The following is a 13639-nucleotide window of genomic DNA, read 5'->3' on the forward strand; positions in this document are numbered from 1 at the left end:
TTATATAACAGAGGATCGGAGAGCTATTCCCGTGGCGATAGCCATTTCCGGTCCAATATTTTTGAGATATTCCGGATCAATTTTTTGTTCGTTCGAGACCATCTTCAGAAACGGGTTAAAGAGTTCCACCTGTAAATCCGTTTCCTGGGCAAGAAAATCTACGAGACCGGAAACCTTAGCGCCACCTCCACTCAGAATCAGTCTTTTCAGAGGGTGATCCGCATGGTTGGCGTGGTACAGGTCGATGGCCTTCTTGATTTCAAGAATCCACTGCGTGCAGGTCGTTGCGAAAATCTCTTCAATTTCCTGCCGTTTTTCCTCATCCTGCGTGGCCCCTAATTTAAGGGCTTCCGCTTCCTCGAAGTCAAGATCGAAAACATTTTGGATCTGTTCGGTTAATTGTCTGCTGCCGACGATTATGTCTCTGGCAACGACGGATATCCCGCGTGAGAGAATGTTGATGCTCATTTTTGAGGCGCCAATATCCACTAAAGCGACATTTTCATTTTTCGTGTAGTTATATTCATAGCTGTTTTCCAAGGCAAAGCCGTCAACGTCGACAACCACCGGGTTCAGCTTGAGGTCACGGAGCATGTCCAGGTAGTCGTCGACAATTTCTTTTTTAGCAGCTACCAGCATAACGTCGGTTCTGTCCGTCTCTTTCACGCCGGTTTTCAGATCCTGAAAATCGAGATACACGTCTTCTATATCAAAAGGGATGTATTGCTCGGCCTCGGCCATGATATGCTCTTCCAAGTGCGCATCATCCATAACGGCCAGGTTAACCTTCTTGACAATGACCGAGTAGCCCGAGATAGAGAAGCCAACCTTCTTGTTTTTGATTTTTAAATTTTGCAGGAGATCGGAGATTGCCTTGCTGACGGCTTCCGGATCGTTGAGGGTGCCGTCTTCCACTGCCCCTTCCGGCAGAACAGTACTGCCGAGGGTGACGATCGCGTAGCCGTTTGAAGTTCGTTTCAGCTGACAAACCTTGACGGCATGGGATCCTATGTCAAGGCCAACTACCAGTTCATTTTGAGTGACAAACGGCAAATTCATGGCAGACGGAATGGAAGAAATGAATAAGTAGCCCAAAAAAAACAAGCCGGGCTTGCAAAAAAATTGTTATTTTTTCGTATAGATATCGATATTAGGTCACAGAAAAAAAAAATTGTCAAGAAAAGTATGTATCTTTTTTTTGAGAAATGCCTATAGAAATGCACATTTTCCAGGATGTTATAGAGGGGATTTTCTCTGGATGAGAAGCCTTTTCCACAATATATGGAAATACTGCGCCACCGTGGCTCATCATATAGTAGCGTCGGTAAATTTGATCGATGCCACGGCAGCGGTTTTTTTGCCTGCCCGAAAAACGAACTCGCTTGTAATTAGTCTGTGTTTCAAGTACTTTTTGCGAGGCAAATGTTAAGCAACTCATTTTCACATTAAAAGAGGTCGACTTGTGTCCAGACTAGGAAAAAACAAATCTGTTTTCAGGGAGTATTTTGAGGCGATTTGTGTCGCGATTATTTTGGCGCTGTTTATACGGACGTTTGTCGTACAGGCCTTTAAGATTCCCTCAGGTTCTATGCTGCCGACTCTGCTGATCGGCGATCACCTGCTCGTCAATAAATTTATTTATGGCATCAGAATACCGTTCACCGGAAAAATTTTAGTTCCCATTAAAAGCCCGCAGCATGGCGATGTCGTGGTGTTCCGTTTTCCAAAGGACAGGTCGATCGATTACATCAAGAGGGTTGTTGGAACGCCTGGTGATACAGTTGAAATCAAAGACAAAAAAGTCTTCATCAATGGACAGGCCATTCAAGATCCTCATGCGCACTTTACTTCCCCGGCTGTTTTAGACGCGCAGGCCAGCCCGAGGGATAATCTGGGTCCGATACTGGTGCCGGAACAGCGCATCTTTGTCATGGGTGATAACCGGGACAACAGCTACGACAGCCGGTTCTGGGGCTTTGTCGATGAAAGGGATATCCTTGGCAAGGCCTTTATTCTTTACTGGTCGTGGGACATTGACCAGCCGCTCTTTTCCCTTGAGCGATTTACCTCGATCAGATTTGGCAGGCTTGCCAATCTCATTGATTAAGTTTGACAATGGTGGAAAAAGTGCAGCCGGATTACCAGTTTCAGCATAAGCATATTTTCGGAATAGAGCAGCTGTCCGTCGAGGACATTACGCATATTCTGGCCACGGCCCGGTCTTTTCGCGAGATATCCAACCGGCCGATCAAGAAGGTGCCGACTCTTCGCGGCAAGACAATAGTCAATCTTTTTTTTGAACCCTCGACCAGGACCCGCCTGTCCTTTGAGATTGCCGCAAAGCGGATGAGTGCGGATACCTTCAATATCTCCGCTTCAACGAGCTCGGCGACCAAGGGGGAGACGCTGGTCGATACCGCCCGAAACATTCAGGCCATGAGCCCGGATGTGATAATAGTCCGCCATTCGAGTTCCGGCGCCCCCCAGCTTCTTGCACGACACATTGATGCCTCGGTGATCAACGCGGGGGATGGCGCCCATGAGCATCCCAGTCAGGGGCTTCTCGACATGATGACCGTTATGGAGCATAAAGGGAAAATTGCCGGATTGAAGCTGGCTATTATCGGGGATATTGCGCACAGCCGGGTGGCCGTATCCGATATCATTGGTTTTACCCGCATGGGTGCGCAGGTGTGTCTCGCCGGTCCGCAAACCTTTATGCCTAAAGATATCGATAGATTAGGGGCGATTGTCTGTGGTTCCGTGCAGGAGGCGGTGCAGGATGCCGATGTGGTCATGACGCTGCGCATTCAGCTGGAGAGGCAAAATGACTCGCTTATCCCAAGTCTGCGTGAGTACTCGCGGTTCTATGGTGTCAATCGACAGCTGATGGAACTGGCCAAAAAAGATGCTATCGTCATGCATCCGGGTCCCATTAACCGGGGGGTCGAGCTGAACCCCGACGTGGCCGATGGCCGGCGATCTGTTATTCTTGATCAGGTCGCCAACGGCGTGGCGGTACGCATGGCGTTGTTATATCTGGTTTTAGGTGGAAGTAAGGGCAGTGAAGGGCAGGGTGAGAGTCGATGAGCAAAATACTTGTTCTTAAGAATGGTCGTATCATTGATCCGCTGCAAAAACGCGACGAGATCGCCGATCTCTGGGTCTGCGACGGGCTGATAGTACCGCCTGGGTCTATCGATTCCGCCGGCGCTGATTTCTTCGACCTGGCCGGTCGCTGGGTCGTGCCCGGTCTGATCGATATGCACGTCCATCTGCGTGAGCCTGGCGAAGAATATAAAGAAACAATTGAAACTGGCACAAGGGCCGCGGCCGCCGGCGGTTTTACCGCGGTTGCCTGTATGCCGAACACCAGTCCGGTAAACGATAATGGTGCCCTGACGCGGTTTATTCTCGAAGCAAGTGCCGGGTGCGCCGCACGGGTGTATCCCGTCGGTGCCATAAGTCAGGGAAGCAAAGGGGAAAAACTGGCTGAGTTCGGGGAAATGAAGAAGGCCGGTGCGGTTGCTCTGACCGACGATGGGCATCCGGTCGTCGACAGCCAGCTCATGCGCCGGGCGATGGAATATGCCCTGTCCCATGATATGCTGATCATGTCCCATGCGGAGGAACTCACTTTAAGTAAAGGCGGCTGCATGAATGAAGGGGAGATTTCCACGCGGATGGGTCTGGGCGGCATCCCCGTTGCGGCGGAAAGCATCATGGTGCAGCGGGAGATCGCCCTGGCTGAACTGACCGGGGCCCGGGTGCATATCGCCCACGTCAGTGCCGGGCAGTCTCTCGCCCTGATTCGCAGCGCCAAGGCAAGGGGCGTGAACATCACCGCGGAAACCGCCCCGCACTATTTTACGCTCACTGAACAGGCGGTTCTTGGTTACAATACCAACGCCAAGATGAGTCCCCCTTTGAGGGGCGAAAGCGACCGGCAGGCGGTTAGAGAGGCGCTGCGGGATGGTGCCCTGGATGCGATTGCCACCGATCATGCACCGCATTCGATTTTACAAAAAGAGGTCGAGTTCAATTTCGCCGCAAACGGTATTGTCGGGCTGGAGACGTCCCTGCCCCTCGGTCTGGCACTTGTGCGAGACAATCTCATTGACGAGGCCCGTCTTGTTGAATTGATGAGCTGTGCTCCGGCACGCATTCTCGGCGTTCCCGGTGGCTCACTGCATGTGGGGGCGGTGGCCGACATCACCGTAGTCGATCCGGAAAGAAGATTCACCTTCGCGGTTGAGGAAAGCTTTTCAAAAGGAAAGAATTCTCCCTTCGATGGCTGGGAGCTCCAGGGCAAGGCCTGCATGACGATTGTCGGCGGTCGAATATCCCATAAAGATCTCTAGAATAACCTCCTCAGTTACACCAATGAAAAAGGCAGTGGCCGCACGACGTCAATGCCCTGCGGGCTGACCTCTGCCTGATAGACGAGCACCATGACTCCTGCGGCAGCTGCCTGCTGCAAAGCAGCAGCATAGATTGCATCGATGTGCGTCGCCGGAGAAAATCTCTCGGCATCCATTCTCTGCACAAGAAAAAAAATACAGGCTCTGCACCCTTCGACCGTGAGTCGAATAAGTTCGTGCAGATGTTTGGCTCCCCTTGTCGTCACCGCGTCAGGAAACATGGCGCACCCATCAATGGCCAGAGAGCAGTTTTTCACTTCGATAAAGGTAGCGCTGTCACCGTGATTGACCTGCAGATCAAGCCGGGTGTGGCCGGATGTCCTGACCTCCCTTTTGATAGTGCCGATATCCGGAAATTCCGTAATCTGTCCTTTTTCAAGCGCCTCTACCACCAGCTTATTGGTTCGTGCCGTATTGACCCCGACCCAGGTGGAATGGTTCTTGACCATCTCCAGGGTGTAGGGATATTTCCGTTGCCGATTGTCCGATCTGGAAAGACAGACCCGGCTGTCCGGGGCCGAGCAGGACAGCATGGTGCCGGTATTCGGACAATGAACCGTCATGATTTCGCCGCTGTCCATGCGTACATCGGCCAGGAAACGTTTGTATCTTTTTATGAGCGTGCCTTGCACCAGAGGGGAAGTGAATCGCATAACAAATAGGCTAGGTTACTGCATCTTAAGGTTGCGTATCGTTAGAGTTAGTGCTAAATATTTGTAATGAACATCTTCTTGTACGAGATAAGGATTTTTTACGAGTTCATCAAGAATCGTTTCTTTTAAACCTACTTGAGCTGGGACAAGAAACGGTAGAGTCATTCCATTCTACTAAGAGAGGGGAGGCATAGCTATGAAATTAGGCATCAACGGCTTGGGGAGAATTGGAAAACTTTCAATTTGGCACCATGTTTCGCGCAAACATTTTTCAGGAATTGTTGCCAATATAGGCCGGGAAGTCGGTCGCGGACTGGGAGATCTTGCTGCGATGCTTGAAAGAGATTCCACCTATGGCCGTTTGGGGACCTATCTGCACGGTCATAAATCACCTCGGGTCATTGAGGAGCTCAACGAAGAAAAAGGCACGATGCTGGTGAACGGCATTCCGGTCACCATACTGCGTTCCTCGAGGAATCCGAGCGACATCGCCTGGCAGGAACAAGGTGTGCGACTGGTCGTTGATACCACCGGGGTCTTTACCGATCCGACGACGGACGCCGATGCGGCAAGCGGTGCTCTCCGGGGGCATATGCAGGCCGGGGCTGAAAAGGTAATTCTTTCCGCACCGTTTAAAATAAAATCAAAAGGGCTGGACATGCCCGATGATGCCATAACCACGATAATGGGCATCAATGATGAAATGTATAACCCCAGTCAGCACTCGCTGATCTCCGCGGCGTCCTGTACGACCACCTGCCTTTCCTATATGATTAAGCCGCTTATGGAAAAAATCGGTGCGGACAAGATTCTCAGTGCCTCGATGGTCACCGTCCATGCGGCAACCGGCAGCCAGCAGGTGCTCGACAGGCTGCCTAAAGCCGGGGCCGTTGATATGCGGAAGAACCGCTCTATTCTCAACAACATTATCCTCACCACCACCGGGGCCGCCAAGGCCCTTGCCCTGGTCATTCCGGAAATGGCCACTATCGGGTTTATGGCGGAATCGGTACGTATTCCAACGTCCTCCGGCTCGCTCATTATTCTGGTCCTTAATCTGCAGGATGATCTTGATAGTCCGATGAAGCGAAATGATGTCAACACCATTTACCGGGAATATGCCGCAAAGAATAGCTATCTGCTGTTTTCCGAAAATCAGAATGTTTCGTCGGATATCCTCGGGGCACCGGCGGCCGCCGCAGTGATCGAAGGGACGGAAACCCATACCCGAACTGCAAATATTCAGGTCAATCTGGCCAAAGCCAAGGCGGCAAGCCTCGCCCCTGGCGCTGATCCCATCCTCAACGTGCCGGTTACCCAGGCGGTTGTCTATGGCTGGTATGATAACGAGTTGGGCAGTTATACCAATATGCTTGGCGATCTGACCGTGCAGATTGGCGAGGGGATGTTTTAACGTCCTTTGGTAACAATACGTCCGATGGCTCAGGCCGACCTTGATGCAGTTGCCGCGATTGAACGGGAAACGCTTTCATCCTGGTCGGCTCGATCTCTCGCCGAGGAGTTGCGGATACCTCGGGCCAGCCAAGGTGTCGCCGAATCGGCAGAGCACGAAATTCTTGGCTGGTATGCCTGCAGAGAGGTGTGGCCCGAAGCGGAACTCCTCAAGATCGCTGTAAAAAAAGTGAACAGGGAACGTGGTATCGGGTGTATCCTGCTCGAGCATCTCTTTTTAGAGTTACACAAAAGAAAAATTACCTGCCTGTTTCTGGAAGTTCGATCCGGCAACCGTGCCGCCTTACGTTTTTATGAAAAGAATGGTTTTCTGCAGGTTGGAACCCGGCCCGGTTACTACACGGATCCACCTGACAGTGCACTTATTCTGAAAAAGAAAGTGGCGTAGTACATCAATGCCGATCTACGGGAAATGTGTTGATATTGTTTAAAGAATTTCAAGACAAGAGAGAGGATGTGCCATGAAATCTATCCAGGATATTCATTTGCAAGCCAAGCGGGTATTGCTTCGCGCCGACTTTAATGTGCCGATGGATGACCAGAATCAGATTACCGATGATATTCGGATCCGTATGGTGCTGCCGACCATTCGCCATATCGTCGAGGAAAAAGGTCGATTGATCATCTGTTCCCATATGGGCCGGCCCAAAGGCCAGCGGATCGAAGCGTTCAGCCTGGCACCGGTGGCCCGGCATCTGGAATCGCTTCTCGGTGTCAAGGTGACCCTGGCCATTGACTGTGTGGGCGAGGAAGTCGAAGCGGTGGTGGAAAAAATGTCCGATGGTGAAATTGTCCTGCTGGAAAATCTGCGCTTTCATAAGGAGGAGACGGAGAATGATCCGGCCTTCTCGGAGCAGCTGGGCCGGCTTGCCGATGTCTATATTAATGACGCCTTTGCCTGTTCGCACAGGGCCCATGCCTCCGTCGTCGGGGTTGCCGACCGCATTGCGGAAAAGGCTGCGGGCTTTCTCCTGCAGAAAGAAATGGACTACTTCCAAAAATCCATGGATCAGCCTGTACGACCTCTGGTGGCGATTATTGGCGGGGCCAAGGTGTCTTCCAAGCTCGGCGCTCTTGAGAATATGCTCGGCAAGGTTGACCGGATGATTATCGGCGGGGCGATGGCCAATACCTTTTTAAAAAGCATGGGCATTGATGTCGGGGCCTCGAAGGTGGAAGATGACCTGCTTGACAGCGCCAGGAAGTTTGTCGATGCCGCCGATGCCAAAGGACTAAAGCTCTATCTGCCGGTTGACTTTGTCGTTGGCGATAGATTTGCTGCCGATGCAGTAACGAAAAATGTTACCTTTCGGGATATCCCCTCCGGCTGGATGGCGCTTGATATTGGTCCTGCGTCCACCTTGCTTTTTGGAGAAGTGCTCGATGAGGCGAAAACAATTATCTGGAACGGGCCGATGGGCGCATTTGAAATGGATGCCTTTGCCCGAGGAACGATGGCCATGTGTCAAAACGTCGCTGCTGCGCATGCCCTGTCCATTGTCGGCGGCGGGGATACGAACGCCGCGGTAAAAAAATCAGGCGAAGAAAGAAATATTTCTTACATGTCTACCGGTGGCGGGGCCTTTCTTGAGCTGATGGAAGGGAAAATACTCCCCGGCGTCGCTGCCCTTGATCAATTATGAGAGTATAAAAATCTGGAGACAGAGATGGGAAAACGAAAAGCATTAATGGCCGGTAATTGGAAAATGCATACAACAGCAGTCGATGGCTGCCAGTTGGCAGTCGATGTCGCCAGTGCCTGTGCCGACTTTACCGACAGGGAAGTTTTGCTGGCACCGCCCTTCACTATCTTAAGCGAAGTTGCCCATATTTTGCACGGCCGCCCGGTCATCATCGGTTCGCAAAACGTCTGCTGGGAGGAGAAAGGACCATTTACCGGAGAAATTTCTCCAGTCATGGTCCAGGCTGCCGGCGGGAGTGCGGCGATTGTCGGACACTCCGAACGACGACAGATCTTTGGCGAGACGGATGAGTTGATCAATAAAAGGCTCAGGGGAGGTCTATCCTTCGGCCTGCTGATGATCCTCTGTATCGGTGAAACGCTGGAAGAAAGGGAGGCAGGTAAAGCTTTTGCGGTCCTTTATGAGCAAATTAAAAAGGGGCTGGCCGATGTCGCTGCAACCGATATGGCCAAGGTGGTTATCGCCTACGAACCGGTCTGGGCCATAGGCACCGGTAAAACTGCAAGTAAAGAACAGGCTCAGGAGACCCATGCCTTCATCAGGGGAGTCCTTGAACAAATTTACGAAAAAAACGTTGCCGAGCAAACGCGAATATTGTATGGTGGCTCGGTTAAGCCTACCAACGTTGATGAACTCATGGCACAACCGGATATTGACGGGGCGCTGGTCGGTGGCGCCGCTCTTGATGCGCAGTCATTTGGGCGAATAATTAATTTTAAATAAATCTTTACTCTGTTATTGCATGGATACTCTACTTACAATTGTACACATTGTTGTCTGCCTCTTTCTGGTTGGCATAGTTTTGCTCCAGCATGGTAAAGGCGCGGATATCGGTGCTACATTTGGTGGATCCAGCCAGTCACTTTTTGGTACGGAAGGTCCGTTGCCACTGCTCAATAAGATTACTACGGCAGTCGCGATCATTTTTATGTTGACTTCCGTCACATTAGCGTATATTTCATCTCAGTCGAGTAGTTCTTCGGTAATGAGTGAGATAAGCGTCAGCCAACCGGCAGCACCGGTTGAGGCTGCCCAGCCACTGGCCAAGGAAGACATGGTCATGGAGAAACCGGCAGGGGAAGATAAACCCGCAGAGAAAGATCAAGCGGTGGAAGAAAAAGCCGTAGAAGAGACAAAGAAAGAATAACATATGTGTGCCGAAGTGGTGAAATTGGTAGACGCGCACGCTTGAGGGGCGTGTGGGGAGACCCGTGCCGGTTCGACTCCGGCCTTCGGCACCATGTTTAAAATAAAGACTTTCACTCAAGTCTTTTCAGACCCGCGACTGGCAACAGTTCGCGGGTTTTTTTTGTGAAAGCTCACAGCGGATTAGTATGGAACGGGTTACCCACCGAAATCGTAGTCGAAAAGTACTCCGGTGGTATCATTGTATTTGTTGCTCAGTCCTGAGAATTTGGCACTGATCTCTTCCTTAACCGGTTTCCATTCAGTAGGACACTCGGTCCGCAGTTTTTCAATCCTGTCCTCGAGTTCAGCCATAATGATATGTAACCCGTTGACTTCCTCATACATCCGCTGCTTGTCACCGGTGGGCAAATGATCAATTTTGCTGATCACGTCGTACAATCTTGCTTTCCACATGGTGAGTTCCGTATTAACGCTTTCGCAGTAATCATTAAGTTCCATGGCGATCTCCTTCGTGTTATAAACCAGGCCATTGGATGATGGCAGGTCGCTGACGAGCATCTTTTGACCATCATTGTCATAAAATGGTGTTAAAACGCCTCTTCCTCCTCTCCATGGACTGGCAATCCTCGAATCTCCTGGGATTGTGGAGTAGTTCGTGTTTTCCTGCAGGTCTCTTCAGTCCTGCTTTTTTTCATGGGGAATATCGCTGAATGTCCAATTGTCTTGCACCGGTCTGCCAATTGTCGGCGGCCCGGGCTGACGGTTGGTTTGTGGAAATATTACCGGCAGGACTGGAACAAACCTGTTTTATATATTATAAGATGTCCCTTTTCTATGACAAGCAGCGGGTGGTAGAAATTGATTATTGATACGTTCCTTGACTTTGAGGCGCTCAGTCCTTACAAAAAACAGAAGGTGTTTTGTTATGGATGTATGGTTAGGTTTTTGTCAGGTAGTCAATCCAATAAAAAGCATATGTTAACAAAGGAGAAGTTCAATATGAATACGCCAAGTAGCCATTGCCCTGGATTTGAGTCTTTTAAAAATCTCAAGTCATTTATCTGCAAATGCCAAAACTGCGGTGAGGAAATAGAAATCTTTTCCGATGAGTTCAACCGTGAACATACGTGTAAAAAATGCCACCAGCCAATCGATTTTAAACAGTGTGCCTATGAGGGCGGTGCCGCCGATCCGACCCATAGATAAATAGCGGCACTTAAATCTCTTCTGACGTGTTGTTTTGCCTTACATCTTCTCGGTGGGCTGGACGGAGGACAAACAAAGGAGGTGTTGATGGATATTTATGATTTTGCCATGCAGATGGAAAAAGACGGAGAAAAATATTATCGAGAATTAGCCGATAACAGCGGCAACGCAGGTCTGAAAAAAATATTCGTCATGCTGGCCGATGAAGAGGTGAAACACTATAAGCTCATCGAGCAGTTACGTTTCGGCAGTGACCTGCCGCAAATTGTCGAGACGCGGATACTGGAAAATGTAAAGAATATCTTCATTGAAATGCGGGATATTAAAATAGGTCCCCGTATTGATACGACAGAAGAGACGAACGCATATCGAAAGGCGCGTGAAATTGAAGAAATGAGTCGAAATTTTTATCTGGAAAAGGCTGAGGAAGTAGAAGACAGGCAGGCAAAATTGCTTCTCAAGCAGTTGGCCAAAGAAGAAGAGAAGCATTTTCGCATCATGGAAAACATCGTCGAATTCGTTTCGAGGCCGGAACCGGGACACTGGCTTGAAAATGCCGAATGGCACCATTTGGATCCCTATTAGGAGAGCGCAGTAGCTCTTCCAAGAAGTAATTGCTGAATTTTCAGCGGCAGAGAAGTTGCATTGACGTCAGAAGGTTGTTTTTTCCTCTTCCAGCCGCTGTTGCAGGGCTACCGGATCGGTTGTCGGCAGTGTACAGGTGAAGTCGACACAGAGGTAGGCGGTTGCCCTGCCCTCGAGGTGGACTACGGTTTTAAGAAAGGGCAATTGTTCTGCAAGATATGCCTGGTTTTCTCCATTGTCGGCTAACAGCAGCAGGCGGTTTCTGCTGAAGCTTCTCTCTACAACACGCAGCAGGGCCTCGGTGTCCGCCGCTCCACGTTCGCCGGCTACGACCACCTGGGATTGTTTACTCTTGATATCTTGCCAGGCGGTGAGCATAAGCGGCAGGGCCGGCGGATAGCGGTGGACTATTTCACTGAACGACTCTATCAGTCGTCGTGCCATGTGCTGCCATTGGGGTTTGTTGAGCAGCCGGCCAAGACGCAGCAGGTTGTGCGCCGCAATGGAATTGCCGGCAGGCTCGGCACCGTCATTGCTGTCCCTCATTCTGATCTTGATACTCGGGTCGATGACACTGTCGTAAAAAAAACCTCCCTTCTCGTCCCAGAACAGCTCGAGCTGCCGCTCGGTCAGATTCACGGCCCAGCGCAGCCATTGCGGATCATGGCTTGCCAGGTACAGCTTAACCAGGCCATCGACAAGATAGGTGTAATCGGAAAGTTGTCCGGCCAGGCCGGCTTGTTCTCCTCGATAACGGCGCAGTAAGGTGTGATTTGTGCTGTCATACAGCCTCTCTTGCAGGAAAGTTGCCGTCTGGATTGCGGCGGTAAGGAGGAGCGGATCGAGCAAAACTCTGCTTCCTCTGGCTAGTGCGCCGATCATCATGCCGTTCCAGGCGGTAATCACCTTGTCGTCGAGATGCGGCCTTCGTCGCTGCTCGCGCGCCGTGAAGAGCAGGTTCCTTGAGGCAGTAAGACTTTCGGTAATCTGTTCTTTGCTTAATGTAAAAAGAGCGGCAGCCTCCTCATCGCTCTGAGCTCGATAGAGTATATTTCGGCCGGAAAATTCCCGCATCGGGTCCGGCTGCACGTTGCCGTCAGCTTTAATGCCGTAGCAGGCGATGAAGATGTCCGCCGCCCGAGCATCCAGTCTCTTGACGATGTCCTCTTTCGTCCAGAGGTAAAAGGCCCCTTCGCCATGTTGTCCGGGACTATAGGGATTCTCGCTGTCCGCATCCTCGGCCGAATAAAAACCGCCGGCCGGATCACGCATATCGCGCAGCAGATAGATAAAAACCTCCCTGGCGATCCTCGCATACTCTGCCTCACCGGTTAGCTGATATGCATCAAGATAGGCGTCGGCCAGTTGGGCCTGATCGTAGAGCATCTTTTCAAAGTGGGGCACAAACCAGTTTTCATCGACCGAGTAGCGATGAAATCCGCCACCGAGCTGATCATACATGCCGCCCGCCGCCATTTTCCGCAGGGTGAATAAAGCCATATCCTCGGCCTTTGTCTCGCCGGTGGCCAGGTAGTGTGAAAAAAGAAAGGACAGGACCACCGGCCGGGGAAACTTTGGTGCCTGGCCAAAACCGCCCTCGTCCGGATCATAACTCTGTTCCAGCATGCGGAAGCAACGTTCAGGGACATCGGGTTTAATGACCTCGGAGCCGGCCGCATTGCCGGTCTCAAGCGCGGCAACCATCCGACTCGCCGATTGCTGTATTTGTTCCCTCTGTTCCCGCCAGGCCTTATGGATGGCTGTCAGCAGGTCGGCGAAACCGGGATGTTTGCCAATCGCTGTTGGCGGGAAATAGGTGCCTGCATAAAAGGGACTGCCGTCCGGCAGCAGAAAAACCGACATGGGCCAGCCGCCGGATCCGGTCATTACCTGGGTTGCCGCCATGTACATCTGATCGATATCAGGCCGCTCCTCCCGGTCGACCTTGATGCTGACAAACCATTTATTCAGGATGCCGGCAATATCCGGGTCTTCGAAGGATTCATGGGCCATGACATGACACCAGTGGCAGGTGGAATAACCGATGGACAAAAATATCGGTTTATCTTCTTTTTTTGCCCTGGCTAAAGCCTCTTCGCCCCAGGGATACCAGTCAACCGGATTAAAGGCATGCTGCAGCAGATAGGGGCTTTGTTCTTTGATCAGCCGGTTTGCTTTTTCTCCGGAAGACAGCTTTTTTCGCACTTGCCGAGCGATCCGGTTTTCATCCTTGTCGCTCCCGTTAACTCCGTAGACGGACACTGCCACCATCGGCAACAGAGTCATGGCAATTCCGCTTATAATTATCAAAGTCATTGTCAAGGTCATCAATCTTCCTCCTGTTTTCAGCAGTCATGTCGTTTCATGTATATCTTACAGAGTGGTGTCGGCTGGCGAAAAAGTCAATTTTTGTTGCCTGCTCAATGCTGTTCAACTTCTAACGAAAAAG

The 13639-nt window shown here is 51.0% G+C and carries 14 protein-coding genes and 1 tRNA gene; 11 read left to right on the plus strand and 4 right to left on the minus strand.

The annotated features are described in order from the left end of the window. The gene (gene pilM / locus ACYQ8U_RS18350; RefSeq protein ID WP_459947015.1) at window positions 1-1059 is read right to left on the minus strand and encodes a type IV pilus assembly protein PilM; all 1059 of its coding nucleotides are present in this window, start codon (window positions 1057-1059) and stop codon (window positions 1-3) included. A 403-nt stretch (window positions 1060-1462) separates the two neighbouring features. Between pilM and lepB the strand changes: the two genes are divergently transcribed. The 3 genes from lepB to ACYQ8U_RS18365 are packed head-to-tail and all read left to right on the plus strand — an operon-like array spanning window position 1463 to window position 4361. Next, window positions 1463-2107 carry a signal peptidase I gene (gene lepB / locus ACYQ8U_RS18355; RefSeq protein WP_459947016.1) on the plus strand — a complete coding sequence of 215 codons (645 nt, stop codon included), beginning with the start codon at window positions 1463-1465 and terminating at the stop codon, window positions 2105-2107. A gap of 8 nt (window positions 2108-2115) precedes the next feature. Continuing rightward, window positions 2116-3090 carry an aspartate carbamoyltransferase catalytic subunit gene (locus tag ACYQ8U_RS18360; protein ID WP_459947017.1) on the plus strand — a complete coding sequence of 325 codons (975 nt, stop codon included), beginning with the start codon at window positions 2116-2118 and terminating at the stop codon, window positions 3088-3090. Then, window positions 3087-4361, plus strand: a complete 1275-nt coding sequence (locus tag ACYQ8U_RS18365; protein ID WP_459947018.1) for a dihydroorotase — start codon at window positions 3087-3089, stop codon at window positions 4359-4361. The genes ACYQ8U_RS18360 and ACYQ8U_RS18365 overlap by 4 nt, the downstream gene beginning before the upstream one ends. Window positions 4362-4375: 14 nt before the next feature. On the opposite strand, the gene sfsA is transcribed toward ACYQ8U_RS18365, so the two are convergent. Then, the gene (gene sfsA / locus ACYQ8U_RS18370) at window positions 4376-5074 is read right to left on the minus strand and encodes a DNA/RNA nuclease SfsA (RefSeq protein WP_459947019.1); all 699 of its coding nucleotides are present in this window, start codon (window positions 5072-5074) and stop codon (window positions 4376-4378) included. Between the two features lie 196 nt (window positions 5075-5270). Here sfsA and ACYQ8U_RS18375 point away from each other — a divergent pair, with 196 nt between their 5' ends. The 6 genes from ACYQ8U_RS18375 (at window position 5271) to ACYQ8U_RS18400 (ending at window position 9491) form a co-directional block, all read left to right on the plus strand. Further along, window positions 5271-6488: a type I glyceraldehyde-3-phosphate dehydrogenase gene (locus ACYQ8U_RS18375; protein WP_459947020.1), complete on the plus strand. Its 1218-nt coding sequence runs from the start codon at window positions 5271-5273 to the stop codon at window positions 6486-6488. Window positions 6489-6512: 24 nt separating this feature from the next. Next, a complete protein-coding gene (gene rimI / locus ACYQ8U_RS18380; RefSeq protein WP_459947021.1) occupies window positions 6513-6935 on the plus strand; it encodes a ribosomal protein S18-alanine N-acetyltransferase in 423 nt (140 codons plus the stop codon). 73 nt (window positions 6936-7008) lie between these two features. Continuing rightward, complete coding sequence (locus ACYQ8U_RS18385) at window positions 7009-8190, plus strand: phosphoglycerate kinase (RefSeq protein WP_459947022.1); 1182 nt, start codon at window positions 7009-7011, stop codon at window positions 8188-8190. 24 nt (window positions 8191-8214) lie between these two features. Next, a complete protein-coding gene (tpiA, locus tag ACYQ8U_RS18390; protein ID WP_459947023.1) occupies window positions 8215-8973 on the plus strand; it encodes a triose-phosphate isomerase in 759 nt (252 codons plus the stop codon). A gap of 19 nt (window positions 8974-8992) precedes the next feature. Continuing rightward, window positions 8993-9397 (plus strand): preprotein translocase subunit SecG, encoded by a 405-nt coding sequence (gene secG, locus ACYQ8U_RS18395; RefSeq protein ID WP_459947024.1) that lies wholly within the window; start codon window positions 8993-8995, stop codon window positions 9395-9397. 9 nt (window positions 9398-9406) lie between these two features. Next, window positions 9407-9491: transfer RNA gene (locus ACYQ8U_RS18400), tRNA-Leu, on the plus strand. A gap of 103 nt (window positions 9492-9594) precedes the next feature. On the opposite strand, the gene ACYQ8U_RS18405 is transcribed toward ACYQ8U_RS18400, so the two are convergent. Then, window positions 9595-9897, minus strand: a complete 303-nt coding sequence (locus tag ACYQ8U_RS18405) for a hypothetical protein (protein WP_459947025.1) — start codon at window positions 9895-9897, stop codon at window positions 9595-9597. Window positions 9898-10398: 501 nt separating this feature from the next. On the opposite strand from ACYQ8U_RS18405, the gene ACYQ8U_RS18410 reads away from it, so the two are divergent. Beyond that, window positions 10399-10605, plus strand: coding sequence for a hypothetical protein (locus tag ACYQ8U_RS18410; protein WP_459947026.1), 207 nt, complete (start codon window positions 10399-10401; stop codon window positions 10603-10605). Between the two features lie 87 nt (window positions 10606-10692). Continuing rightward, a complete protein-coding gene (locus tag ACYQ8U_RS18415) occupies window positions 10693-11190 on the plus strand; it encodes a ferritin-like domain-containing protein (protein WP_459947027.1) in 498 nt (165 codons plus the stop codon). Window positions 11191-11256: 66 nt separating this feature from the next. On the opposite strand, the gene ACYQ8U_RS18420 is transcribed toward ACYQ8U_RS18415, so the two are convergent. After that, entirely contained in the window at window positions 11257-13518 is a 2262-nt protein-coding gene (locus ACYQ8U_RS18420) for a thioredoxin domain-containing protein (RefSeq protein ID WP_459947028.1), read from the minus strand. Between the last annotated feature and the right edge of the window lie 121 nt (window positions 13519-13639).

The organism is Desulfocastanea catecholica (assembly GCF_054657295.1).

What these genes read in the sequence shown, in the direction of transcription:
- ACYQ8U_RS18420 (WP_459947028.1), bottom strand. Translation starts at nt 13,518, where the DNA reads ATGACCTTGACAATGACTTTGATAATTATAAGCGGAATTGCCATGACT.
- ACYQ8U_RS18405 (WP_459947025.1), bottom strand. Translation starts at nt 9,897, where the DNA reads ATGGAACTTAATGATTACTGCGAAAGCGTTAATACGGAACTCACCATG.
- ACYQ8U_RS18360 (WP_459947017.1), top strand. Translation starts at nt 2,116, where the DNA reads ATGGTGGAAAAAGTGCAGCCGGATTACCAGTTTCAGCATAAGCATATT.
- secG (WP_459947024.1), top strand. Translation starts at nt 8,993, where the DNA reads ATGGATACTCTACTTACAATTGTACACATTGTTGTCTGCCTCTTTCTG.
- ACYQ8U_RS18385 (WP_459947022.1), top strand. Translation starts at nt 7,009, where the DNA reads ATGAAATCTATCCAGGATATTCATTTGCAAGCCAAGCGGGTATTGCTT.
- rimI (WP_459947021.1), top strand. Translation starts at nt 6,513, where the DNA reads ATGGCTCAGGCCGACCTTGATGCAGTTGCCGCGATTGAACGGGAAACG.
- ACYQ8U_RS18375 (WP_459947020.1), top strand. Translation starts at nt 5,271, where the DNA reads ATGAAATTAGGCATCAACGGCTTGGGGAGAATTGGAAAACTTTCAATT.
- sfsA (WP_459947019.1), bottom strand. Translation starts at nt 5,074, where the DNA reads ATGCGATTCACTTCCCCTCTGGTGCAAGGCACGCTCATAAAAAGATAC.
- tpiA (WP_459947023.1), top strand. Translation starts at nt 8,215, where the DNA reads ATGGGAAAACGAAAAGCATTAATGGCCGGTAATTGGAAAATGCATACA.
- ACYQ8U_RS18365 (WP_459947018.1), top strand. Translation starts at nt 3,087, where the DNA reads ATGAGCAAAATACTTGTTCTTAAGAATGGTCGTATCATTGATCCGCTG.
- ACYQ8U_RS18415 (WP_459947027.1), top strand. Translation starts at nt 10,693, where the DNA reads ATGGATATTTATGATTTTGCCATGCAGATGGAAAAAGACGGAGAAAAA.
- ACYQ8U_RS18410 (WP_459947026.1), top strand. Translation starts at nt 10,399, where the DNA reads ATGAATACGCCAAGTAGCCATTGCCCTGGATTTGAGTCTTTTAAAAAT.
- pilM (WP_459947015.1), bottom strand. Translation starts at nt 1,059, where the DNA reads ATGAATTTGCCGTTTGTCACTCAAAATGAACTGGTAGTTGGCCTTGAC.